The organism is Burkholderia sp. E168m22, from assembly GCF_001319805.1.
In the GTDB taxonomy this organism is placed as follows: Bacteria; Pseudomonadota; Gammaproteobacteria; order Burkholderiales; family Burkholderiaceae; genus Burkholderia; species Burkholderia orbicola.
The window spans coordinates 1-23,772 of record NZ_BBSK01000085.1 but is presented as its reverse complement, the minus strand read 5'-3'; the positions used below and the strand labels follow the sequence as shown (position 1 = coordinate 23,772).

General features: G+C 67.6%; 18 protein-coding genes. 14 read left to right on the top strand and 4 right to left on the bottom strand.

The features are described 5' to 3' along the window. Positions 1–381: 381 nt before the first annotated feature. Positions 382–1,623, top strand: a complete 1,242-nt coding sequence (locus AP428_RS19365) for a mechanosensitive ion channel family protein (RefSeq protein ID WP_011694770.1) — start codon at positions 382–384, stop codon at positions 1,621–1,623. A gap of 58 nt (positions 1,624–1,681) precedes the next feature. Here AP428_RS19365 and AP428_RS19360 read toward each other — a convergent pair whose 3' ends face one another. Beyond that, positions 1,682–3,103, bottom strand: coding sequence for a PLP-dependent aminotransferase family protein (locus AP428_RS19360; protein ID WP_011694771.1), 1,422 nt, complete (start codon positions 3,101–3,103; stop codon positions 1,682–1,684). 152 nt (positions 3,104–3,255) lie between these two features. On the opposite strand from AP428_RS19360, the gene AP428_RS19355 reads away from it, so the two are divergent. Then, positions 3,256–5,580 carry an FdhF/YdeP family oxidoreductase gene (locus AP428_RS19355; RefSeq protein WP_012339851.1) on the top strand — a complete coding sequence of 775 codons (2,325 nt, stop codon included), beginning with the start codon at positions 3,256–3,258 and terminating at the stop codon, positions 5,578–5,580. Between the two features lie 12 nt (positions 5,581–5,592). After that, the gene (locus tag AP428_RS19350) at positions 5,593–6,513 is read left to right on the top strand and encodes a bestrophin family protein (protein ID WP_011547537.1); all 921 of its coding nucleotides are present in this window, start codon (positions 5,593–5,595) and stop codon (positions 6,511–6,513) included. Between the two features lie 24 nt (positions 6,514–6,537). Here AP428_RS19350 and AP428_RS19345 read toward each other — a convergent pair whose 3' ends face one another. Then, positions 6,538–8,559, bottom strand: a complete 2,022-nt coding sequence (locus AP428_RS19345) for an FUSC family protein (protein ID WP_011547536.1) — start codon at positions 8,557–8,559, stop codon at positions 6,538–6,540. A 146-nt stretch (positions 8,560–8,705) separates the two neighbouring features. Here AP428_RS19345 and AP428_RS19340 point away from each other — a divergent pair, with 146 nt between their 5' ends. The 5 genes from AP428_RS19340 to AP428_RS19315 all read left to right on the top strand — a co-directional run bounded on the left by AP428_RS19340 (position 8,706) and on the right by AP428_RS19315 (position 15,308). After that, a complete protein-coding gene (locus tag AP428_RS19340; RefSeq protein WP_011547535.1) occupies positions 8,706–9,617 on the top strand; it encodes a LysR family transcriptional regulator in 912 nt (303 codons plus the stop codon). A 383-nt stretch (positions 9,618–10,000) separates the two neighbouring features. Continuing rightward, on the top strand, positions 10,001–11,560 hold the full coding sequence (locus AP428_RS19330) for a DHA2 family efflux MFS transporter permease subunit (RefSeq protein ID WP_011547534.1): 1,560 nt from the start codon (positions 10,001–10,003) through the stop codon (positions 11,558–11,560). A gap of 288 nt (positions 11,561–11,848) precedes the next feature. After that, a complete protein-coding gene (locus tag AP428_RS19325) occupies positions 11,849–12,184 on the top strand; it encodes a sugar ABC transporter ATPase (protein WP_011547533.1) in 336 nt (111 codons plus the stop codon). Positions 12,185–12,323: 139 nt separating this feature from the next. Further along, entirely contained in the window at positions 12,324–13,913 is a 1,590-nt protein-coding gene (locus AP428_RS19320) for an ABC transporter substrate-binding protein (RefSeq protein WP_011547532.1), read from the top strand. Positions 13,914–14,054: 141 nt separating this feature from the next. Next, complete coding sequence (locus AP428_RS19315; RefSeq protein ID WP_011547531.1) at positions 14,055–15,308, top strand: hypothetical protein; 1,254 nt, start codon at positions 14,055–14,057, stop codon at positions 15,306–15,308. 19 nt (positions 15,309–15,327) lie between these two features. Here the strand turns inward: AP428_RS19315 and AP428_RS19310 are convergent, their stop codons facing one another. After that, on the bottom strand, positions 15,328–16,638 hold the full coding sequence (locus AP428_RS19310) for an Nramp family divalent metal transporter (protein ID WP_011547530.1): 1,311 nt from the start codon (positions 16,636–16,638) through the stop codon (positions 15,328–15,330). A gap of 100 nt (positions 16,639–16,738) precedes the next feature. Further along, a complete protein-coding gene (locus tag AP428_RS19305) occupies positions 16,739–17,995 on the bottom strand; it encodes an oxalate decarboxylase family bicupin (RefSeq protein WP_011547529.1) in 1,257 nt (418 codons plus the stop codon). A 388-nt stretch (positions 17,996–18,383) separates the two neighbouring features. On the opposite strand from AP428_RS19305, the gene sapR reads away from it, so the two are divergent. From sapR to AP428_RS19275, 6 genes are all read left to right on the top strand, one after another. Further along, positions 18,384–19,271 (top strand): sap1 transcriptional regulator SapR, encoded by an 888-nt coding sequence (gene sapR / locus AP428_RS19300; protein ID WP_011547528.1) that lies wholly within the window; start codon positions 18,384–18,386, stop codon positions 19,269–19,271. Positions 19,272–19,287: 16 nt separating this feature from the next. Then, complete coding sequence (gene ddpX / locus AP428_RS19295; RefSeq protein WP_011547527.1) at positions 19,288–19,851, top strand: D-alanyl-D-alanine dipeptidase; 564 nt, start codon at positions 19,288–19,290, stop codon at positions 19,849–19,851. Positions 19,852–19,921: 70 nt separating this feature from the next. Further along, complete coding sequence (locus tag AP428_RS19290) at positions 19,922–21,523, top strand: ABC transporter substrate-binding protein (protein WP_011547526.1); 1,602 nt, start codon at positions 19,922–19,924, stop codon at positions 21,521–21,523. Between the two features lie 10 nt (positions 21,524–21,533). Next, positions 21,534–22,604: an ABC transporter permease gene (locus AP428_RS19285; RefSeq protein WP_011547525.1), complete on the top strand. Its 1,071-nt coding sequence runs from the start codon at positions 21,534–21,536 to the stop codon at positions 22,602–22,604. Between the two features lie 66 nt (positions 22,605–22,670). Continuing rightward, the gene (gene nikC, locus AP428_RS19280; protein ID WP_006478834.1) at positions 22,671–23,585 is read left to right on the top strand and encodes a nickel transporter permease; all 915 of its coding nucleotides are present in this window, start codon (positions 22,671–22,673) and stop codon (positions 23,583–23,585) included. Between the two features lies 1 nt (position 23,586). Continuing rightward, positions 23,587–23,772 (top strand): ATP-binding cassette domain-containing protein (locus AP428_RS19275; RefSeq protein WP_156349337.1); only part of this gene is annotated, 186 nt, incomplete at its 3' end.

The following is a 23,772-nucleotide window of genomic DNA, read 5'->3' as shown; positions in this document are numbered from 1 at the left end:
GCCGCATGGGCCGCACGCCAACGCGAGCAGCACACCGACGACGCCTGCGACGTCCGCATGATTGCATGGATCGCGGATCCCGCGTAGCGAAGCGCAAAGGCGTGCCGTCATGGCTTCCGGCCGATTGCATGCTGGCGGATGGCGCGTCCGGCAACCGGCTCGCGCGCCGGCTTGCGGTGATGTCGATTCGCGGCTCGCCTTCACCGTAATGCAGAGGACACCTGCACAATGGTGAGCCGATTCGGGAGCCGATCGCCCCGCCTTCACGGCACGCGTCCGGAACCCGATGGCACAATCACGGTCCCTTTCATGTGCCCTTCATCGGGCGCGCGCCGCATCGCGGCGCCGATTCAACGCACGAGAAAGCCCCTGTCCGCCTCTATGACCCTGAACGAATCCTGGTTTGCGCCGCTCGTCGGCATCCTCGTCCTGCTCGCCGCCGCCGGCGCGATCACCGCCGTCGTCCACTTCCTGCTGTTTCGCGTGGTCGCGCGGCTCGCGCGGCTGTCCGCCACGCGCGTCGACGACGCGCTGTTCGAATTCGGCGCCTTCAAATGGCTGAACCGCATCGTCCCGTTCGTCGTGATCAAGCTCGGGCTCGGCGCGGTGTCCGGCATTCCCGGCCTGGTCGCGCAGGTGGTCGACAAGGTGCTGTTCGCGCTGATCGTGTTCCTCGTGACGATGACCATCAGCGCGACGCTGTCCGCGCTCGAACACACGCACCGCACCGCGCAACGCGATCAGCCGCGTCTGTCGCTGAAAGGCGCGATGCAGCTGGTCAAGCTCGTGATGTTCATCACGGCCGCGCTCGTCGTGATCGGCGATGCGACCGGCAAGCAGATCGGCCTGCTGCTGTCCGGCATCGGTGCGATGTCCGCGGTGCTGATGCTGATCTTCAAGGACACGCTGCTCGGCCTCGTCGCCGGCGTACAGCTGTCGTCGAACGACATGCTGCGGATCGGCGACTGGATCACGATGCCGTCGGCCGGCGCGGACGGCACGGTCATCGACATCACGCTGAACACCGTCAAGGTCGCGAACTTCGATCACACGATCATCACGGTGCCGACCTGGAAACTGATCACCGAGAGCTACCAGAACTGGCGCGGCATGACCGAAGCGGGCGGTCGCCGCATCAAGCGCGCGCTGTTCATCGATGCGACGAGCGTGCGCTTTCTCACGAACGACGAGATCGAACGGCTCGAACGCCTGACGCTGCTGAAGGACTATCTCGAAGACAAGGTCGACGCGATCGAGCAATGGAACGGCACGCTCGGCGCGGCCGGCGAGTGCCCGGCGAACCGCCGCCAGCTGACGAATCTCGGCACGTTCCGCGCGTACGTCGCGAACTACCTGAAGGGCCATCCGCGCATTCGCCGCGACATGACGAACATGGCGCGGCAACTGCCGCTCACGGCCGAAGGCATTCCGCTCGAACTGTACTGCTTCACCGACACGACGACGTGGGTCGACTACGAGACCATCCAGGCCGACCTGTTCGACCACCTGATCGCGGTGCTGCCGGAGTTCGGGCTGCGCGTGTACCAGCATCCGTCGGGCTTCGACATGCGCCAGATGGTCGACGCCGCGCAGCCCGGGTTGCAGGCGCCGCGCGCGGCGTGATACCGGCCATGGCGGCAGGCCACCGGCCGCCGCGTGCCGTGCCGGCGGGCGGCAACGCTCACCGCGCCGCGCACTCCGACGCGAGCCGCCCCAGCACCTTCAGCGCGTCCTCGATCTGCCGCGACCACGGGTAGCTGTAGTTGAGCCGGATGAAATGCCGGTAATCGGTGCCGGCCGAGAACATGTGCCCGGGCCCGACCGTGATCCGCTGCGCGAGCGCCAGCGTGTACAGCTTCATCGCATCGACCTGCGGCGGCAGCTCGACCCACAGCACGTACCCGCCCTGCGGCTGCGACAGCCGCGTGCCTTCCGGGAAGAAGCGCCGCACCATCGCGCTCATCAGGCTCGCCTGCTGCGCATACTGCTTGCGCATGCGCCGCAGGTGAAAATCGTAGCCGTCGTGTTTCAGGTACTCGGCGATCGCGAGTTGCTCGATCGCGGGCGTCGCGAGCGTATTCAGGAATTTCAGCTTCTCGACCTGGTCGCGGTAACGGCCCGGCATCGCCCAGCCGATCCGGTAGCGCGGCGACAGGCTCTTCGTGAACGACGCGCAATGCAGCACCAGTCCGTCGCGATCGAACGACTTCAGCGCGCTCGGCGCCGTATCGCCGAAGTGCAGCTCGTGATAGACGTCGCTCTCGATCGCCGGCACGCCGTGCTTCGCGAGCAGTTCGACCAGCGCGCGCTTGCGCGCATCGGGCATCTGGAAGCCGAGCGGATTCTGGAAGTTCGGCATCACCATGCAGGCCGCGATGCGCTCGTTCGCGAGGATTCGCCCGAGCGCGTCGAGATCGATGCCGTCGCCCGGGTGCGTCGCGACTTCCAGCGCGCGCATGCCCATCCGCTCGATCGCGTGCAGCATCGCATAGAAGGTCGGCGACTCCACCGCGATCGTGTCGCCCGGTTTCGCCACCGCCTGCAGGCACAGGTTGATCGCCTCGGTCGCGCCGATCGTCATCACGATCTCGCCGGGCTCGACCGCGACTCCGCGCTCCGCATAGCGCCGCGCGATCTGGCGGATCAGTTCCTGGTTGCCGGGCGGCAGGTCGTCGATCACGCCCCAGCGCGTGCGGCGCCGCCCGATCGCCTGCGCATAGCGCGCGAGGCGCTGCACCGGAAACTGCGACGCGTCGGGATACGGCGAGCCGAGCGGCACCGCGTCGTCGCGCGCGATCGAGCGCAGCGTCGACAGCACGAGCCGGCTCACGTCCACGGCCGACGGCTCGGCGGCCGGCGCGGAGACATGCAGCTCGGCCTCGGCCGGCGCCGCCGCGCGCGCCCGCACGAAGTAGCCCGACTGCGGCCGGCTTTCGATCAGGCCGCGGCTTTCCAGCACGAGGTACGCGCGCAGCACGGTCGTGACGCTGAGCTGCTGCTGCCGGCTCGCCTGCCGCACCGACGGAATCCGCTCGCCGGGCCGGTACACGCCCCGCTCGATCTGCGCCTGGAGATCGTCGGCCAGTTGTTCGTAACGCTTCACGCGCCTCCCTTTCAACTTCCCTTCAGCAACACAGTTGCGATCCGCACTGTCTGAATGGCCGAAACTGTACTCTTTTTTGAAGTGAACAGGTGTACACACAGCGGGACGGAGGCCGCGCGTACTCTGCACGCATCGACCCCGACACCCGCATCATGAAAAAGAAATCCGCCACCGCGCGCATCGAACCGTACACCCACCCGGCCGCCGGCTGGGGCGCGCTGAAAGCCGTCACGATCAACCTGATCAAGGAAAAGGTCGCCGGCGGCAACTACCGCACGCTGCTGCGCCAGAACCAGCCGGACGGCTTCGACTGCCCGGGTTGCGCGTGGCCCGACCGCCAGCACGCATCGACGTTCGAATTCTGCGAGAACGGCGTGAAGGCCGTGGCCGCGGAAGCGACGAGCAAGCGCGTGACGCCCGACTTCTTCGCCGCGCACACGGTGACCGAACTGCTCGAACAGTCGGATTTCGAACTCGAACAGCACGGCCGGCTCACCGACCCGATGGTGTACGACGCGCAAACCGACCGCTACGTGCCGATCGCGTGGGACGACGCGTTCGCGCTGATCGCGCGCCACCTGCGCGCGCTGCCCGACCCGAACCAGGCCGCGTTCTATACGTCCGGCCGCGCCAGCAACGAAGCCGCGTTCCTCTACCAGTTGTTCGTGCGCCTGTACGGCACCAACAACTTCCCCGACTGCTCGAACATGTGTCACGAGGCGACGAGCCGCGGGTTGCCGGCGTCGGTCGGCGTCGGCAAGGGCACCGTCACGCTCGACGATTTCGAGCATGCGGATACGCTGCTGATCTTCGGCCAGAACCCCGCGACCAATCACCCGCGGATGATGGGCGAGCTGCGCGAGTGCGCGAAGCGCGGCGCGACGATCGTGTCGATCAACCCGCTGAAGGAGCGCGGGCTCGAGCGCTTCGCCGATCCGCAAAGCCCGCTCGAGATGCTGACGATGTCGGGCACCAAGATCGCGTCGACGTTCATCCAGCCGACGATCGGCGGCGATTTCGCGCTGATCAAGGGGATGGCCAAGCGCGTGCTCGAACTCGACGACGCCGCGCGCGCCGCCGGTGCGCCGCGGGTGCTCGACACCGCGTTCATCGACGCGCACACGGCCGGCTTCGACGCGTTCGCCGACGATCTGCGCGCCGAAAGCTGGTCCGCGCTGACCGCGGAAAGCGGCGTGCCGTACGAGCAGATCGACGCGCTCGCGCAACTCTATGCACGCAGCGAACGCGTGATCGCGACGTGGGGAATGGGCATCACGCAGCACAAGCATTCGGTCGCGACGGTGCAGATGCTGACCAATCTGATGCTGATGCGCGGCAACATCGGCCGCCCCGGCGCCGGCCTCTGCCCGGTGCGCGGTCATTCGAACGTGCAGGGCAACCGCACGGTCGGCATCGAGGAAAAGCCGTCGCAGGCGTTTCTCGACCGGCTCGGCCACGTGTTCGATTTCGAACCGCCGCGTCATCACGGTTACGACGTCGTCGAGACGATCGAAGGGATGCTCGACGGCCACGTGAAGGTGCTGATCGGCCTCGGCGGCAACTTCGCGATGGCGACGCCCGACACGCCGCGCACGTGGGAAGGCATGCGCCGCTGCGAACTGTCGGTGCACATCACGACGAAGCTGAACCGCAGCCATCTGATCCACGGCCGCGACGCGCTGATCCTGCCGACGCTCGGCCGCACCGAGATCGACCTGCAGGACAACGTCGCGCAAGGCGTGACGGTCGAGGATTCGATGAGCATGGTGCACGTGTCGTACGGGATGAACAAGCCCGCTTCGCCGAACCTGATGTCGGAGCCCGCGATCGTCGCGCACATGGCGCACGCGCTGTTCGGCAGCGGCAAGATCGACTGGCTCGCGTACAAGGATGACTACGCGAAGATCCGCGACGCGATCGAGGCGACGCTCGACGGCTTCTACGACTACAACACGCGCATCGCGCGGCCGGGCGGCTTCCATCTGCGCGTGGCCTCGCGCGACCGCGAATGGCTCACGCCGACGGGCAAGGCGAACTTCATCGCGCACGCGCTGCCGACCGACACGCCGATCCAGCGTGCCCGCGCGCTGCACGGCGAACGGCTGATGACGCTGATGACGACGCGCTCGCACGATCAATACAACACGACCGTCTACGGGCTCGACGACCGCTACCGCGGCGTGTTCGGGCAGCGCCGCGTGGTATTCGTCAACCGCGACGATCTCGCGATGCTCGGCCTGAAAGCCGGCGAATGGGTCGACATGGAAACCGTGTGGCACGACGGCATCGAGCGGCGCGCGGCGGGCTTCCTGCTCGTCGAATACGACATCCCGCGCGGCTGCATCGGCGCGTACTACCCGGAAACCAATCCGCTCGTGCCGCTCGACAGCGTCGGCGACGTGTGCAACACGCCGACGTCGAAATCGGTGCCCGTGCTGCTGCATCGCGCGGCCGCGCCGGCCTCGATCGCCGCCTGACGGAGCACGCCGATGATCGTTCGTCCGCGCGAACACTGGCTGCGGATGCTGCTCGTCTGGAACGGCTCGGTGCTGCCGACCATCCTGCCGCAGCTCGTGCTGACGCTCGCGATCAGTCTCGTCGCCGTGTGGGGCGGCGGCCGCGTGCTCGGCGAGAAGGTGCCGCTGAATCCGACGCCGTTCACGCTGATCGGCCTGACGCTCGCGATCTTCGCCGGGTTTCGCAACAACGCCAGCTACGAACGCTATCGCGAGGGCCGGCAGCTGTGGGGCGGCGTGCTGACCGCCACGCGCACGCTGGTGTCGCAGGCGCTCTGCTACGGCGCGGTGGACCGTGACGACGCATCGCGCCGCGCGTTCGTGCGCACGGTCGTCGCGTTCGTCTACACGCTCAAGCATCAACTGCGCGGCAGCGACCCGGCCGCGGACCTGCGTGGGCTGCTCGATGGCGCCACCTATGCGCGCGTCGCCGCTTCCCGGTTTCGCCCGGTCGTCATCGTGCACGCGCTGCGCGAAGCGTTCGCCGCGCGCGCCGATGCGGGCCAGCTCGCCGACACGCGGCTGTGGATGCTCGATGCGCGCCTCGACGATCTCGTCGCGATGGTGAGCGGCTGCGAGCGCATCGCGTCGACGCCGATCCCGTTTTCATACGACGTGCTGCTGCACCGGACCATCTACGCGTATTGCGTGTTGCTGCCGTTCGGCCTCGTCGATTCGATCGGCGCGGCGACACCTTTCGTAACAGTTTTCGTCGCCTATACGCTGATCGCGCTCGACGCCATCGCCCACGCGATCGCCGAGCCGTTCGGCGACGGGCCGAACCATCTCGCGCTCGACGCGATGACGCGGCAGATCGAGCGCACGCTGCTCGAACTGAACCGCGAGCCGCTGCCGGCCGAGGTGATGCCCGGTCCGTCGTACCGCCTCACCTGACTCGCTTCACCTGACTCGCGCCGCTCAATCGCGGCGGCCGCGCAGGAAGCCGCCGTGCTCGGCGGTTGCGTCCGCGATCCGCCGCAGCAGCACGATGCCGTTCAGCAACGCCTGCGCCGCGTCGCCGTCGCGCGCGGCCATGCGACCGCGCAACAGGCGGGCCGCCGCGTCGCAGGTCTGTTCGAGCCGCGTGAAATCCGCACGGGCGACGCGAGCGCGCACCACCGCCGCCACACGGCGCGCGACCGGTTCGCGCGTGGCCAGTTCGGCAAGCGACAGCAGGCTGTCGCCGATTCCCCAGATCGCGAGCAGGTCGCGCATGTCGCGCTCGATCAGCGTCTGCGGCAGGCTGCCCGCGAAACCGAGCTCGCGCGCGAGACGGTCGGCCGTGCGGCTCAGCCACGCACTTGCGTGCCACGCCCCCGGATCGCGCGCGATCTCCGCCAGATCGCGACGCACCGCGCGGTGCAGACGCCGCCGGCTCGTGCCGGGATCGCCGGGAAACACCAGCGCGAAGATCAGCGCGCCGAACGCGATGCCGAGCATCGTCGCGAGCGCGCTGTTCAGGAACGCGGCGTCGCCGATGCGCGTCGTGTTGTCCGGCGACGTGAAATTCCAGAAGAAGATCGAGAACGCGCTGCCCATCGCAGCCGTGCGCGGATGGCGCATCGCGATCCCGGTGCCGATCAGGAACACGCCGAGGATATAGGCGAGCATCTCGAAGCCCGACACCGCCGGCAGCAGGATGAAGTTGCAGACGACACCGGCGACCGCCGCGCATGCCGAGCCTTTCAGGAAGCCGATGGCCGCGCGCACCGAGTTGGGGCGGGTCGAGAACAGCGCGCCGACCACGGCCGTGATCGCGACGAACCCGCCGCCCGCCGGCCACGCGGTGAAGATCCAGATCGCCGACGCGGCCAGCACCGCGATGAACGCGCGGATGCCGTTGTGCCACGCGAGCACCGGATCGCGATGGAACGCGTAGCGCACCCGCGAAGGCGGCAGTTCGGGCCGGTCGAGCAGCGCCTGGCTCGCGAAGGCGCGCTCGAACCCGCCGAGCAGCGCCGCCAGCCGATCGAGCGTGAGCAGGCGCGACGTGTCCGGCGCGGCGGCCTCGGCACGCAGCGCATCGCCCACGCGTGCGCGCAGTGCGGCCATCCTCGGCTGCGCGTCGCCCGATGCGGCGATACCGTCGAGCACGCGCGCCACCTCGTCGACCAGCGGGTCCGACGCATCGTGCGCGCGCGCCGCGTGCTCGCGGATCGCCTGCGCCGCCGCCTGCGCCGTCAGCACGCCGAGCGCCGCCGCGCGCAAATGGCCGATCGCGCCGCGCACCGGCGGTGCGCCGGCCGCCGCATATTCCGCCGCGGTGTCGAGTTCGAGCGCGTCCGCGAACAGCCGGTGCACGGCCGCGCCGTTCGGCTCGCGGCGCAGCGCGCCCGCGCCGAGCGCCACCGCACGCTCGAGATAGCGCGCGAGCCGCGTCCGGACATCGTGCAGCGGCGCGCCCGGCGCGAACACCGTGTCGAACAGCGCCGCGCACAGGATGCCGACCACCACGTATAGAAACCGCGCGACCGCGATATCGAATGCATGCAGCGGCGCCGATACCGCATCCATCGCGACGATCGCGGCCGTATAACCGGCGAGCACCGCCGCATACGCGCGAAAATTCCGCTGGAACGTCGCGACGCCCGCACACAGGCCGATCCACGCGGCAAGCGCCGGCAGGAACAGCTCGGGCGTCTGCGCAAACGCACCGGTCAGCGCGAGCGCGACGGCCGCCCCGATCGCGGTGCCGAGAATCCGGTACTGGCTCTTCGACAGCCCCATCCCGCGGCTGCCCTGCGCGACGATCCACACGGTCGACGCGGCCCATTTCGGATCGTCAAGATTCATCCGAAACGCGATATAGAGCGCGAGCAGCGAGGCGGCCGTATTGCGGAGCGCGAAGGCAAGCGCGCCGGGCGGCAGCGTCGGGCGCGCGTCGCGCAGCGCGGCCCGGACGGCCGCGAGCGTCGGCATGCTGGGGAAGGCGAATTTCATGCGGCGAGCATACGGTCGCGCCCCGCGCGCCACTACGGGGCAGCGGCGGGATGCGTTATTGCAGCGGGCGGGATAATCGGCTCGACCTGCAGCGTTCCGGTCCGTGACGGTAAGATGCGCGCAGGCCGAACATTGAAACGAATCGCATGGACCTCGAGAGCATCCGGATATTCCTGCGCGTGGTGGAGCGCGGCAATTTCACCGCCGCCGCCACGCAACTCGACATGCCGCTCAGCCGCGTGAGCCGCAAGATCAAGCAGCTCGAGGAGGACCTCGGCGTCCAGCTGCTGTACCGCACGACGCGCCGCGTATCGGTCACCGAAGCCGGGCGCGACTATTACGAACGCTGCCTGCGCGCCGAGGAGATCCTGCTCGACGCGGACCGTCAGGTGCGCGCGCTGCGCACGGAACCCGAAGGCACGCTGCGCGTGCTGGTGCCCTACGCGATCGGCCTGTTCGAACTGGAGCCGGCGCTCGCCGAGTTTCGCCGGCGCTACCCCCTGGTCCAGCTCGTGCTGATCTACGACAACAGCGCGCTCGACCTCGTCGAACACGGCTTCGACGTCGCGCTGCGCACCGGCGTGCTGAGCGATTCCGGCTATGTCGCGCGCTCGCTCGGCTGGTCGCACGCGAAGTTCGCGGCCAGCCCGCACTATCTCGACCGCGCGGGCCGGCCGCGCACGCCGCAGGACCTCGCCGATCACGACATCCTGTTCGTCGGCCGCGACACGCCGGGCCTGACGCTGCGCCTCACCAACGCCGCCGGCGACGTCGCCGACGTGCCGGTGCGGCCCGTGCTGATCTCGAACGAATCGGTCACGGTGCTGCGCCAGGCAGCGAGCGGCGGCGGCATCGCACTGATTTCGACCCACTTCACCACCCGGCGGCTCGAGAGCAACGAACTCGAAATCGTGCTGCCCGACTGGCATCGCACCGACGACGTCGAGCTGCACGCGCTCTACCCGAAGCGCGCGACGCTCGACAGCAAGGTGCGCGCGTTCGTCGAGTTCCTGACGGAAGTCTTCACCGCGTGGCGGACCGCGTCGCAGAGCCTGTAATCGATGCATGTCTGCTGCATTATTGCAGTGCAGGAAAGGAATTAATGAGCATGCGAGCGTTGATCGCCGCTCGCCGCATCGTTAGCCTGTGGCGATGAAAAATCACCACACACGCTACGGCAGCCACCTGAGCGCTGCCCGCCGACGCATCACGCGCGTCGCGCCTTCCTGACCGGCCGGCCCGCGTCCCGAAGCCCGTCACGGCTTCGCCATTCCGATTCACCGCTCGAACCGTACACCGCACGCGACAGCACCCCTCGGCGGGCCGCCGTGCGGCGTGCGTGCATCCGTCCGTTGCGCGCTTCGCCGCGCGCCTGCACGTCGCGTGCAGGCGCGGCGAACGGCATGCGCCGTACGGCCTTCGTCCATCACGCAGGAACGCCATGTCCTCTCCCTCGTCTTCAGGCCCGCTGTCGGGCGGCCGGCTCGTCATCGGCACGATCGCGGTCTCGCTGGCGATGTTCATGAACGTGCTCGATTCGTCGATCGCGAACGTCGCGATCCCGACGATCTCGGGCGACCTCGGCGTGTCGGTCGACGAAGGCACGTGGGTGATCACGATCTTCGCGGCGGCGAACGCGGTGTCGATTCCGCTGACCGGCTGGCTCACGCAGCGCTTCGGCCAGGTACGCCTGTTCGTCACGTCGATCCTGCTGTTCGTGTTCGCGTCGTGGCTGTGCGGGATCGCACCGAACCTGCCGACGCTGCTCGCCGCGCGAATCCTGCAAGGTGCGGTGGCGGGGCCGCTCGCGCCGTTGTCGCAGGCGCTGCTGCTCGGCGCGTGGCCACGGCAGAAGTCGTCGACGGCGCTCGCGCTGTGGTCGATGACGGCGCTCGTCGGGCCGATCGCGGGGCCGTCGCTCGGCGGCTGGATCACGTACGACTACAACTGGTCGTGGATCTTCTACATCAACATTCCGGTCGGCTTCTTCGCGGCGGCCGTCACGTGGTTCGTGTTCCGCGATCGCGAATCCGCCACGCGCCGCCTGCCGATCGACACGGTCGGCCTGCTGCTGCTCGTGCTGTGGGTCGCCTCGCTACAGATCATGCTCGACAAGGGCAAGGATCTCGACTGGTTCAACTCGCCCGTCGTCGTCGCGCTGGGCATCGTCGCGCTGATCGGCTTCGCGTTCTTCCTCGTGTGGGAACTGAACGAAGCCAATCCGATCGTCGACCTGCGCCTCTTCACGCAGCGCAATTTCGCGGGCGGCACGATCGCGATCTCCGTCGCGTATGGGATGTTCTTCGGCACGCTCGTGCTGCTGCCGCAATGGATGCAGGGCTATCTCGGCTACCGCGCGGTCGATTCGGGGCTCGCCACCGCGCCGCTCGGGGTGTTCGCGATCCTGCTCACGCCGGTCATGGGGCGCCTGCTGCCGCGCACCGATCCGCGTTATATCGCGACGCTCGCATTCGTCGGCTTCGCGGTCGTGTTCATGATGCGCACGACCTTCTACACCGACGTGTCGCACTGGGATCTGGTGCTGCCGACGCTGCTGCAAGGCATTCCGATGGCGATGTTCTTCGTGCCGCTGACGTCGATCATCCTGTCCGGGCTGCCGCCGGAAAAGATTCCGGCGGCAGCCGGCCTGTCGAATTTCGGCCGCACGTTCTGCGGTGCGGTGGGCACGTCGCTGATCAGCAATGCGTGGAACGACCGCACGATCCTGCACCACGTGCGGCTCACCGAACAGGCGAGCGTCACCAATCCGGTCTTCACGCAGCAGCTCGACACGACCCGTTCGCTGCTGCACCTGAGCCCCGATTCGGCGCTTGCGTTCTTCAATGCGTCGGTCGATTCGCAGGCGGCCGTGATGGGCTTGAACGACATCTTCTACGTGTCGGCGATCATCTTCATCGCGATCATTCCACTCATCTGGATCACGAAACCGGCGCGCTCGGGTGGCGGCGATGCCGATGCGGCGGCGGCCGGCGCGCATTGATCCGCAGGCGTTGCGGCGCCGCTCCGTGCGCCGGCATCGCGACGACCGCGAGATTCGCCGGTAACGGCGACATCCGGGACGAGCGGCCGTCCCGCAGCGGGCGCTCGTTGTGTATCGAATCGTTTCAACGCGCCAACGGCGTCAAATGCTGCGGGTATACTCCGTCGTCAGCCGCCTGCCGTCTCGTCGTCCGTCAAAAGCGGCCCGATTCCGGGCGGTTTCGTCGCGAAGCTTCGCGTTTCGCCACCCCGCGCCCCAGCCTCGATACGAGACACCCGACGACCGACCATGAAACGATTCCTGCTGCTCCTGCCCGCCGCCCTGCTCGCCGCCTGCGGTTCCGCGCCCTCGTCCGATTCGGCCTCTGCGTCCGGCGCCGCGCCGATGATCTACGTGTCGTCGCAACGTCCGGCCTACGCGGTCGCGAATTGCCTCGACAGCCGCCTGTCCGGCACCGAGCAATCGCAGCACAACGGCGTGACCGATATCTCCGTCGGCTCGAATTCGTACTTCGTCACGCTGACGCCGTCGGGCAACGGCTCGGTGATCAAGGTCGTGCGCGGCTCGGGCAACGAGCCGGCCGAGGAAGCGATGCGTTTCGCGATCGCGCGCTGCGCGATCTGACGCCCACCAGCGCCGGGCGCCTGCCCGGCCCGCCTGCCTGCCCGCCGCTGCGCGCCAACCGGCGCGCCCGCCGAATATTTTCATCCGGGTGCTCGTCGATGAGAGAATCGCACCACGATTCCCTTTCGATGGAGCCCGCATGAAGCACCTGCTGTCCCGGCTGTTCGTCAGCGCCGCGCTCGTCGCGCTTGTTCCGGCGCTGCCGGCGCAGGCTGCCACGCCGCCCGGCATCTTCGTCGTCGCCACGCAGCTCGGCGAATTCACGACCCTCGACCCGAGCGGGATCTACGAGCTGGTGCCGTCCGAATACGTCGCGAACACCTACGAACGGCTGGTGCGCGTCGACCTGAAGGACCCGACGCGCTTCGACGGACAGATCGCGCAATCGTGGACGGTCGGCGCCGACGGCGTGACCTACACGTTCAAGCTGCGCCCGGGCCTCACGTTCCATTCCGGCAATCCGGTCACCGCCGACGACGTCGCGTGGTCGCTGCAGCGCACCATCCTGCTCGACAAGGGGCCGGCCGGCGTGCTCGCCGATCTCGGCCTCACGAAGGCGAACGTCACGCAGAAGGTGCGCGTGGTCGATCCGCAAACCGTCGTGCTCGAAACCGACCGCAAGTACGCGCCGAGCTTCGTGCTCAACGTGCTGAGCGCGTGCCCGGCCTCGGTCTTCGACAAGAAGCTGCTGCTGTCGCACCAGCAAGGCAACGATTTCGGCAGCGGCTGGCTGCGCACCAACGACGCGGGCTCGGGCCCGTACCAGCTCGTCAAGTGGACGCCGAACGAAACCATCGTGCTGCAGCGCTTCGACAAATACCGCACGCCGTATCCGATGAAGCGCGTGGTGCTGCGCCACGTGCCCGAAGCCTCCGCGCAACGGCTGCTGCTGGAGAACGGCGACGCCGACGCCGCGCGCAACCTGAGCCCCGACAGCCTCGCCGCGCTGTCGAAGGCCGGCAAGATCAAGGTCGCGTCGTGGCCGGTGTCGGCGCTGCTGTACCTGAGCCTGAACACGAAGAACCCAAACCTCGCGAAGCCCGAGGTGCAGCAGGCGATGAAATGGCTCGTCGACTACGACGGCATCCAGCGCAACATCGTCAGCACGACCTACAAGGTGCATCAGACCTTCCTGCCCGAAGGCTTCCTCGGCGCGTCGAACGCGCGGCCGTACAAGCAGGACGTCGCGAAGGCGAAGGCGCTGCTCGCGAAGGCCGGCTTGCCGAACGGCTTCGACGTGACGATGGACATGCCGAACGACTATCCGTACCTCGAGATCGCGCAGGCGCTGCAAGCGAACTTCGCGCAGGGCGGCATCCGCGTGAAGCTGATCCCGGGCGACGCGAAGCAGGCGATCGGCAAGTACCGCGCCCGCCAGCACGACATCTTCGTCGGCGAATGGTCGCCCGACTACATGGACCCGAACAGCAACGCGCGTGGTTTTGCGTGGAATCCGGACAACTCGGACCAGTCGCCGACCAAGATGCTCGCGTGGCGCAACAGCTGGGACATTCCGCAACTGACGAAGGACACCGAGGCCGCGCTCGTCGAGCCGTCGCCTGCGAAGCGCGCGCAGCGTTACGAAGCGCTGCAGAAGGCCGTGCTCGCGAACTCGCCGTTCATCATCATGTTCGAGAAGGTCGTGCAGGTCGCCACGCGCCCCGGCGCGACCGGGCCGGAAATCGGGCCGATCAACGATCTCGTGTCATACCGCACGCTCGCGAAGTAATCGCGGCGGCCTGCCCGCGCGGATCATCGCCGCGGGCCGCCGTACCGGCGCCGGGCCTGCGCCGGCACGGCACCCTGCGGCGATCTACAATGACCGGCACCGCGCGGCTACCGCGCCGGGCACACGTAACGGGACCACAACATGCATTCGAGCGAGCACGCAGTGTGCGTGGCGATCAACGACAACAACCGCGCGTGGTACGAAATGCTCGTGCCGTTCCTGCTGTCGCTGCGGCACGCCGGCTACGACGGGCGGATCGCGGTGATCGGCTACGGGCTGTCCGAACGCAAGCGGCAAATTCTCGCGAGCCAGTCGGTCGACGTGATCGACGCGTCGGACGCCTACGCGCTGCCGGTCGGCCGGTTCATCGAGGCCGCCGAGTATTGCGCGCGCCATCCGCAGATCCGCAAGCTCGCGCTGTACGACGCGGACATCTGGTTCTGCGCACCGCAGTTCGACCTGTTCTCGCAGATCGGCGACGACCGGCTCCACGTGTGCCCCGACCCGCTGTTCTGCACGTTCGTCGTCACGCCGCTGATCGGCGAGCGGCGCGACCATCACTGGCGCCTCGTCGTCGACGAGGTCAATGCGCGCCACGGCGGTGCGCTGCAAGCCGGGCTCGTCGCCGGGACCGCCGACGCATGGGCGCGTTATGCCGACCATCTGCGCGACTGCCTCGCCCGCGTCGGCACCGATTTCCAGGAATGCTTCGGCATCGATACGACGTTCCTGCATCTGTGGAGCGCGCAAGGCGAAACGGCGTTGCTCGACCCGGTCCAGAACTTCGTCAGCAAGTACGGCATCCACGAATCGTTCGACGCGGGCAGCGGCAAGACGACGCTCAGGTATCACGGCGAGCCGATCCGCGCGCTGCACATGACCGGCGACATCCGCTTCCTCGACCGGTGGCGCTACTACGCGAACCACACCGACGCCGCACTGCGCGACGGCACGCCGTTCGCGCTGTCGGACGGCACGCCGGCGCCGTCCGACGCACTCGCCGCACGCATCGCGGCGGCGGATTACGTGCGATCGGCCGGGCTGACCGTTGCGTCCGCCGCGCTCGAGACAAGCGCGGGCGCCTATCTGCAGGCGCTCGACGAACCGGGCGGCACGATGCTCGTCGGCAGCGGGAACCACGAAGTCGTGTTCACCGCGACCCGCGACATCGCGCGGCTGAACGTCTACGTCACGCATCCGTCCGGCTCGCCGTCGCCGCTGCTGTGCGAGGTGCGCGTCGACGGCCACGCGCAGCGCAAGGGCACCGAACTGATGGCGCATTTCTGGTACCAGGTGGCGGCCGGCGCCGTCGTCACGCTGCGCGCGACGAGCCTCGGCGGCCAGCAATGCAACGCGATCTGGCGGCTGCGCGAAGCGCCGGACATGCGGCAGTAAGCGGCCGGCCCGCACCCGTTCAATTGAACGCCGCCCATACCAGGTACGCATTCAGCCCGACGATCACGGCCGTCGCCACGCCGGCGACGATCCGCAGCGGCATCCGCATCGCGTAGGCGCCCATCACGTCTTCGCGCGCCGACAGTATCAGCAGCGCGATCATCGGCATCGGCAGCACGAAACTCAGCACGACCTGGCTGGCCACCATCGCCCGCGTGACGTCGCAGCCGAGCGCGACCACCATGAACGCGGGCACGATCGTCACCGCGCGCCGCACCCAGATCGACAGGCGGCGACGGATGAAGCCCTGCATCACGACCTGCCCCGCCATCGTGCCGACCACCGAGCTCGACACGCCGGAGGTCAGCAGCGCGACGAGAAACAGCGCGCCGGCCGCCGGCCCGAGCACCGGGATCAGCGTGTGATACGCGTCGCCGATGTCGGTCATGCCCGGCGCGGCCGCATGAAACGCCGACGACGCCATCATCACCATCGCGAGATTCACGAACCCGGCAAGCCCCAACGCGACCACGACTTCGCGGTTCGAGAAACGCACGAGCCGCCGCCGCTCTCCGTCGTCGCGCGGCGCGGTGCGATCCTGCGTGAGGCCCGAATGCAGATACAGCGTGTGCGGCATGATCGTCGCGCCGATGATGCCGACCGCGATCGTCAGCGCCGCGTGATCGGGAATCTGCGGGACCACCAGATGGAACGCGGCCGCGTGCCAGTCCTGCGGCGCGATCAGCAGTTCGCCGAGATAGCACGCGCCGATCACGCCGACCAGCGCCGCGATCGCCGCTTCCAGCGGCCGGAAGCCGCGCTTTTCGAGCGCGAGGATCGCGCAGGTCGCGAACGCGGTTGCGATCATCCCCGCGAACAGCGGCAGGTGGCACAACAACCCGAACGCGAGCGCGCCGCCGAGGAATTCGGCGAGGTCGGTCGCCATCGCGGCGATCTCGGATGCGATCCACATCCCCCACACGACCGGCGCGGGGAAACGGTCGCGGCACAGCTCCGCGAGATTGCGGCCGGTCACGATGCCGAGCTTCGCCGACATCGCCTGAAACAGCATCGCGATCGCGTTCGCGGCCAGCACGACCCACAGCAGCCGGTAGCCGTATGCGGCGCCGGCCTGGATGTTGGTCGCGAAGTTGCCGGGGTCCATGTAGCCGATCGACGCGATCACGGCCGGGCCGATGAACGGCAGCAGCGCGGCGACGCCGGTGCGGCGCCCTTCGAGCGCGGCGCGCACCGCGCCGTCGGTGGGCTCGGTGGACAGGCCCGGCAGCGCGAGGCCGCCGGCGGGTTTGCTCGGGACGACGGGAATCATGGTGAGTATTTATTCCGTTCGAATGAGGAAGGCCGATTCGGGGATCGCGGCTCGCCACAGCAGCAAGCCGCATGCCGGCCACGACGAGACGCCGGCGGCGTTACAGCGGCACGACGTCGGGACGATTGCGCGGAAACTGCGCGATCACGTCCGGTGCGACGTTCAGGTGCGCTTCGACGAGCTGCGGCGGCGTATGCGCGAGCCAGTCGGACAACGACACCTCCGCATAGCGGTCGGTCTTGAAAATCTCGAGGAACACGAGGTCAGTCTGCCCGGTGTTCTGCACGTAGTGGCCGAGGCTCTTCTTCACATAGCCGACGTCGCCCGCGCGGAAATCGGCCGTCTGCGCCTTCGGCCCCGTGTCGAATACGGTCATCCGCGCCTCGCCCTGCAGGTAGTACTGCCATTCGTCGGCGTTCGGGTGCCAGTGCAGCTCGCGCATGCCGCCCGGATGCACGGTGACGAGCGCCGCCGCGACGGTCGTCGACACGTTGAAGTTGGTGCTGTCCGCGATCCGCACCTCGCCGCCGCGCGTCTTCCTGACCGGCTTCATGTCGCCGAGCGAAAAGATGAACGGATGCGGCGGCACACCGGCCGATGCGGCCGACGCGCGCTGCGCGTCCGCGAGCGGGCCCGGCTCGTCGCCCTGGAAGATCCACAGGTTGTCGAGCGGCACGTTCCGGAACGCGTCGGCCGGCACGCCGAAGTTGAGCGCGAGCACGTCGGGCGGCGTATGCGCGATCCAGTCGGTCAGCAACAGCGTGTTGAATTCCGATGCGCGACCGTTATCGAACGCGAGCAGGAATTCGGCGCCGTCGCTGCCGAGGCCCTGCAGCGAATGCGGCAGGCCGGGCGGGAAATACCAGAGATCGCCGGTCTTGACGTCCTGCACCGACGGCCGCCCGAGTTCGTCGAGCACCGTGATCCGGCAGCGGCCGTCGAGCATGATGGCCCACTCGGCCTGCTGGTGCCAGTGCATCTCGCGAATGCCGCCGCGCGTGAGCCGCATGTTGACGCCGGAAATGGTTTCGGAAATCGCGAAATCGTCCTGCGTCACTTCGCGCGCCCATCCGCCATTCTGAATGCGTTTATGGGCATTATTGAAAGACGCCCAGAATAACGGCATCCCGTTGATATCGGTGGTCGGCGGGTCCTGAAAAGACGGGAATTGATTGGCGATGGTCGGATTTTTAGGCCCCGGGTCGGTCAGGCTCTGACGGTTGCGCGCATTCACCGCGCCTTCCGGCGGGCTGTCCGGATTACCGAACGAAGCCGCCTTCGCCGTTACCGCAATGCCCGCCGCGGCAATGGCGCCGGCCGTACTCGTCAACATCTTGCGTCGAGAAAGATTCGTCATGATTTCCTCTTCATTCCTCAATCGAGAGAATTTCCATTACGGAACACTTGCCGTTTTTCGAATTACCGAAAATCAAACATCCCGTGACGCAAGTTAAATCCATATTCATCTAAAAATTAAATGAATTATTAACCTGAATTAATGAATTAAAATGATCGACTTTAATTTTGTAATTATTGCGATGCAGCAGGGGAGAAATTATCTCTGTCAGGCATAAACGCAAAATATGTCTGACAGAGATAAACATGCCTTTCCGCCTGCTCCCGTGACCCGCCTTCGCGGCTATCACCTCCCGCCACCCCATAGTTTTTATCCGCTGGCGCGAATGATTTTGGCTTTGTCAGATAGATGACATCGAATCATCAAATGACAACGATCTAACAGCTCGATGACCTGCGCCTTCGCCCATACCGTCGAATCCCGCTTTGCCGAGCTGACGCCGACCGCGAAGCGCATCGCGAGCTACATGCTCGCGAACCTCGATCGGCTCGGCCTCGAAACCGCCGACCAGATCGCGCAGCAGACCGGCACCAGCGGCATTTCGGTCGGGCGTTTCCTGCGCAGCGTCGGTTACCGGAATCTCGACGACCTGAAACGCGAACTGCGCGGCGGCGGCGACCGCCCGTGGATGATCACCGACCGCCTCGACGAGTACCGCCGCGCCACCGCCACGCCAACGACCGTCGGCGAGCGCGACGGCCATCGCGATGGCGGCACGCTCGCGTCGTCGCTCGAGCGCGAACTCGACGCGATCCGCCACGTGTACCGGCTCGCCGAAGAACCGGTGTTCGCGCAGGTCGCGGACCGGATCGCGCATGCCGATGCCGTCTTCATCCTCGGCATCCAGTCGACCCGCGGCATCAGCAACGCATTCAGCAGCTACCTCGAATACCTGCGCCCGCGCGTGTTCTATTCCGACGGCCAGTCGGGCTCATACGTCGATTCGCTGAATTCGGAGTTCGAACGGCCGTACTGCATCGTCACCGACACGCGTGCCTATTCGCGCAGCGCGCGCCGCTATTGCCAGGCGGCCGCCGAACGCGGCCAGCCGTTCGCACTGGTCACCGATCTGTATTGCCCGTGGGCGCGCGAGTGGCCGGCCGACCTGCTGCAGGTGAAGACCGATGTCGGCCAGTTCTGGGATTCGCTCGCGCCGCTCACCTGCCTGTTCAACCTGCTGATCACCGCCGTGGTCGACCGCCTCGGTCCCGCGATCGACCGGCGCGTCGCGCGCAACCGCGAACTGCAGCGCACGTTCGACCAATTCGAATCCTGAGCAAACCGGACCGCCGATGAACCCTCACCGCCTCGTCGAAATCACGCCCGCCACGCATCGCGTGGAGATCGATCTCGTCTACGCGACCGAGCGCAACCTGACCGGCAAGCCGATCTACCGCCACGCGCACTGTCTGCTGCTCGAGCCGGCCGAAACCGCGCTGCGCCGGGCGGTGGACGTCGCCGCGCAAGCCGGCTTCACGCTGCGCATCTACGACGCGTACCGGCCGCCGCAGGCGCAGCAGGTGCTGTGGGATTTCCTGCCCGACCCGAACTTCGTCGCCGATCTCGGCCGCGGGTCGAACCACAGCCGCGGCACCGCGCTCGACCTGACGCTCGTCGGCGCGAACGGCGAGCCGCTCGACATGGGCACCGGCTTCGACGAGATGGTGGCCGCGTCGGGCCACTTTCACGCGGAGTTGCCCGAGCACGTGCAACGCAACCGGCTGCTGCTGCTCGGAGTGATGCACGCAGCCGGCTTCGCGCATATCGACAGCGAGTGGTGGCACTACGAGCTGCCTGGCTCGCACGCGCTGCCGCAGATCGACAACGCGGCGAGCGGCCCGTGGCGCCTGATGTAACGACGCCGCACGCCTCCCTTTTCATGCAGGTTCACGTTCAACGACTCAAACGACAGATGGAGATGCGCCCATGAAATTCCCGACTTCCCGGCTCGTCGCGGCGCTGGCCGCCGCGTCCCTGTGCGCCGCCGTGCCGCTTTCCGCCGCCCATGCGGAAACGCCGAAGGACATGTTCGTGATGGCCACGCTGCTCGACGAATTCACGACGCTCGATCCGGGCGAGATCTACGAGCTGGTGCCGGAGGAATACGTCGCGAACACGTACGACCGGCTCGTGCGCGTCGACTTGCGCGATCCGTCGAAATTCAACGGCGACGTCGCGCAGTCGTGGACCGTGAGCCCCGACGGCCTGACCTATACGTTCAAGCTGCGCCCGGGCCTCAAGTTCCACTCGGGCAACCCGCTGACGGCCGACGACGTCGCGTGGTCGATCCAGCGCGCGGTGCTGCTCGACAAGGGGCCGGCCGCGGTGCTGACCGGCATCGGGCTCACGAAGGCCAACGTCGCGGCGAACGTGAAGAAGCTCGACGACCAGACGGTATCGATCACGACCGACCACAAGTACGCGCCGACCTTCGTGCTCAACGTGCTCGGCTCGTGGCCCGCGTCGGTGCTCGACAAGAAGCTGCTGCTGTCGCACCAGCAGGGCAACGACTTCGGCAACGCGTGGTTGAAGACCAACGAGGCCGGCTCCGGCGCGTACAAGCTCGTCAAGTGGGCGGCCGGCGACAGCGTCGTGCTGCAACGCTTCGACGGTTACCGGCTACCGCTCGCGATGAAGCGCATCGTGCTGCGCCACGTGCCCGAAGCGGCCAGCCAGCGGCTGCTGCTGGAAAACGGCGACGTCGACGCGGCGCGCGACCTGAGCCCCGACGATCTCGCGTCGGTCGTGAAATCGGGCAAGGCGAAAGTCACGGCCTCGCCGCAGGCGACGCTGCTGTATCTCGGCCTGAACACGAAGAACCCGACGCTCGCGAAGCCCGACGTGCAGGAAGCGCTGAAGTGGCTGGTCGACTATGCGGGCATCCAGGCCAACGTCGTGAAGACGACCTACAAGGTGCACCAGACCTTCCTGCCCGAAGGTTTCCTCGGCACGCTGAATTCGAACCCGTACAAGCTCGACGTCGCGAAGGCGAAGGCGCTGCTCGCGAAGGCCGGCGTGCCGAACGGCTTCTCGGTGACGATGGACGTGCGCAACGACTATCCGTACACGGAGATCGCGCAGGCCGTGCAGGCGAACTTCGCGCAGGCCGGCGTCAAGGTGCAGTTGATCCCCGGCGACAACAAGCAGACGCTCGCGAAATACCGCGCACGCCAGCACGACATCTACATCGGCGAATGGTCGGCCGACTACATCGACCCGCACAGCAACGCGCAGGGTTTCGCATGGAACCCCGACAACGGCGACAAGTCGAGCTATAAAATGCTGGCCTGGCGCAACAGCTGGGACATTCCGCAACTGACGAAGGAAACCGACGCCGCGCTCGCCGAGCCGACCGCCGCGCAACGCGCGCAGCGGTACCAGGCGATGCAGAAGGAGATACTCGCGCGCTCGCCGTTCGTGATCATGTTCGAGAAGGTCGCGCAGGTCGCGACACGACCCGGCGTAAGCGGGCTCGAAGTCGGTCCGATCAACGATCTCGTGTCGTACCGTCACCTGAAGAAGCAATAAGGTTCACCGCATGTCGACTCCCGCCTCCTCCCTCGAAGCACTGCGCACGCTGCCCGCGCGGCGCCCGGCCGTACGCTGGGTGCTGCGCGTGCTGCGCTGGGCGGTCACGCTCGCCGTCACGTTCGCGGGGCTGCTCGCGCTGACGTTCGTGATCGGCCGCAAGGTGCCGATCGATCCCGTGCTCGCGATCCTCGGCGATCGCGCGTCGGCCGAAGCGTATGCGGCCGAGCGTATCGCACTCGGCCTCGACAAGCCGCTCGTCACGCAATTCCTGATCTATGCGCGCGACGTACTGCACGGCAATCTCGGCATGTCGCTGCTGACCGCGAACCCGGTGCTCGACGACATCAAGCGCGTGTTTCCGGCCACGCTCGAACTCGCGACGATCGCGACGCTGATCGGGATCGCGATCGGCGTGCCGCTCGGCGTCGCGGCCGCGGTCAAGCACAACCGGCCGATCGATCACATCGCGCGCTTCGTCGGCCTGATCGGCAATTCGGTGCCGGTGTTCTGGCTCGGGCTGATGGGGCTGCTGCTGTTCTACGCACGGCTGCACTGGGTCGGCGGCCCCGGTCGGCTCGATCCCGTGTACGACGGGATGGTCGATCCGCGCACCGGCAGCCTGCTGATCGACGCGGCGCTCGCGGGCGAGTGGGACGTGTTCCGCAACGCGGTGTCGCATATCGCGCTGCCGGCCGCGATCCTCGGCTACTACTCGGTCGCGTACCTGAGCCGGATGACCCGCTCGTTCATGCTCGACCAGTTGAGCCAGGAATACATCGTCACCGCGCGCGCGAAGGGCCTGTCGGAGCGGCGCGTGATCTGGCGGCATGCGTTCGGCAACATCGCGGTGCCGCTGCTCACCGTGATCGCGCTCACGTACAGCAACCTGCTCGAAGGCTCGGTGCTGACCGAGATCGTGTTCGCGTGGCCCGGGCTCGGCTCATACCTGACCGGCGCGCTGCTGAACGCCGACATGAGCGCGGTGCTCGGCGCGACGCTCGTGATCGGCGCGATGTTCATCACCGTCAACCTGCTGACCGACGCGCTGTACCGCGTGTTCGATCCGCGTGCACGCTGAGGACGGCGTCGACATGACCGTTTCCCTCCTGCTTCCTTCACCGTCCATGCCGAAGGCTACCCGACCATGAATGCCGCACCGCTCACGCTGCGCGCGTGGCTGCTTTCCGATGCGCCCGCGTCGCGCGCGCAGGCCGCGTGCGGCCTCGCCTACCGCCGCTGGCGCCGTTTCGCGGCCAATCCGCTCAACCTGTTCGGGCTCGCGATCCTGCTGGCGCTGGTCGTCGTCGCGATCGTCGGCCCGCTGATCATGCCGCACGATCCGCTGCGCCAGGTGCTGTCCGACCGCCTGCTGCCGCCCGGCTCCGCGTCGCACTGGCTCGGCACCGACCAGCTCGGCCGCGACATCCTCTCGCGAATGATCGCCGGTTCGCGCCTGACGCTCGGCATCGCGCTGCTCGTCGTCGTGATCGTGGTGCCGATCGGCCTGCTGATCGGCACCACCGCCGGCTATTGCGGCGGCTTCGTCGACAGCGTGCTGATGCGCATCACCGACATCGCGCTCGCGTTCCCGAAGATCGTGCTCGCGCTCGCGTTCGCGGCCGCGCTCGGGCCCGGCGTGATCAACGCGGTCGTCGCGATCTCGATCACCGCGTGGCCGGCATACGCACGGCTCGCGCGCGCCGAAACGATCCGCATCGCACAGGCCGACTACATCCATGCCGCGCGGCTGCAAGGCGCGTCGGGCCCGCGCATCCTGCTGCGCTACATCATGCCGCTGTGCATGTCGTCGGTGATCGTGCGCGCGACGCTCGACATGGCCGGCATCATCCTGACCGTCGCGGGCCTGGGCTTTCTCGGCCTCGGCGCGCAGCCGCCGAGCCCCGAGTGGGGCTTCATGGTCGCGTCGGGCCGCAACGTGCTGCTCGACGCGTGGTGGGTCGCGACGCTGCCCGGCATCGCGATCCTGCTCGTGAGTCTCGCGTTCAACCTGCTCGGCGACGGGCTGCGCGACGTCTTCGATCCCCGCCATGGAGCCTGACATGCCGATGCATTCCACCCCCGCGCCCGCGCCGCTCTGCGAGATCGACGGCCTGAAGATCGGCTTTCGCGGGCACGACGGCGTCGTCACCGACGCGGTGCGCGACCTGTCGCTGACGCTCGCGCCCGGCGAACGGCTCGGCATCGTCGGCGAATCGGGCTCCGGCAAGTCGCTGACGGGTCGCGCA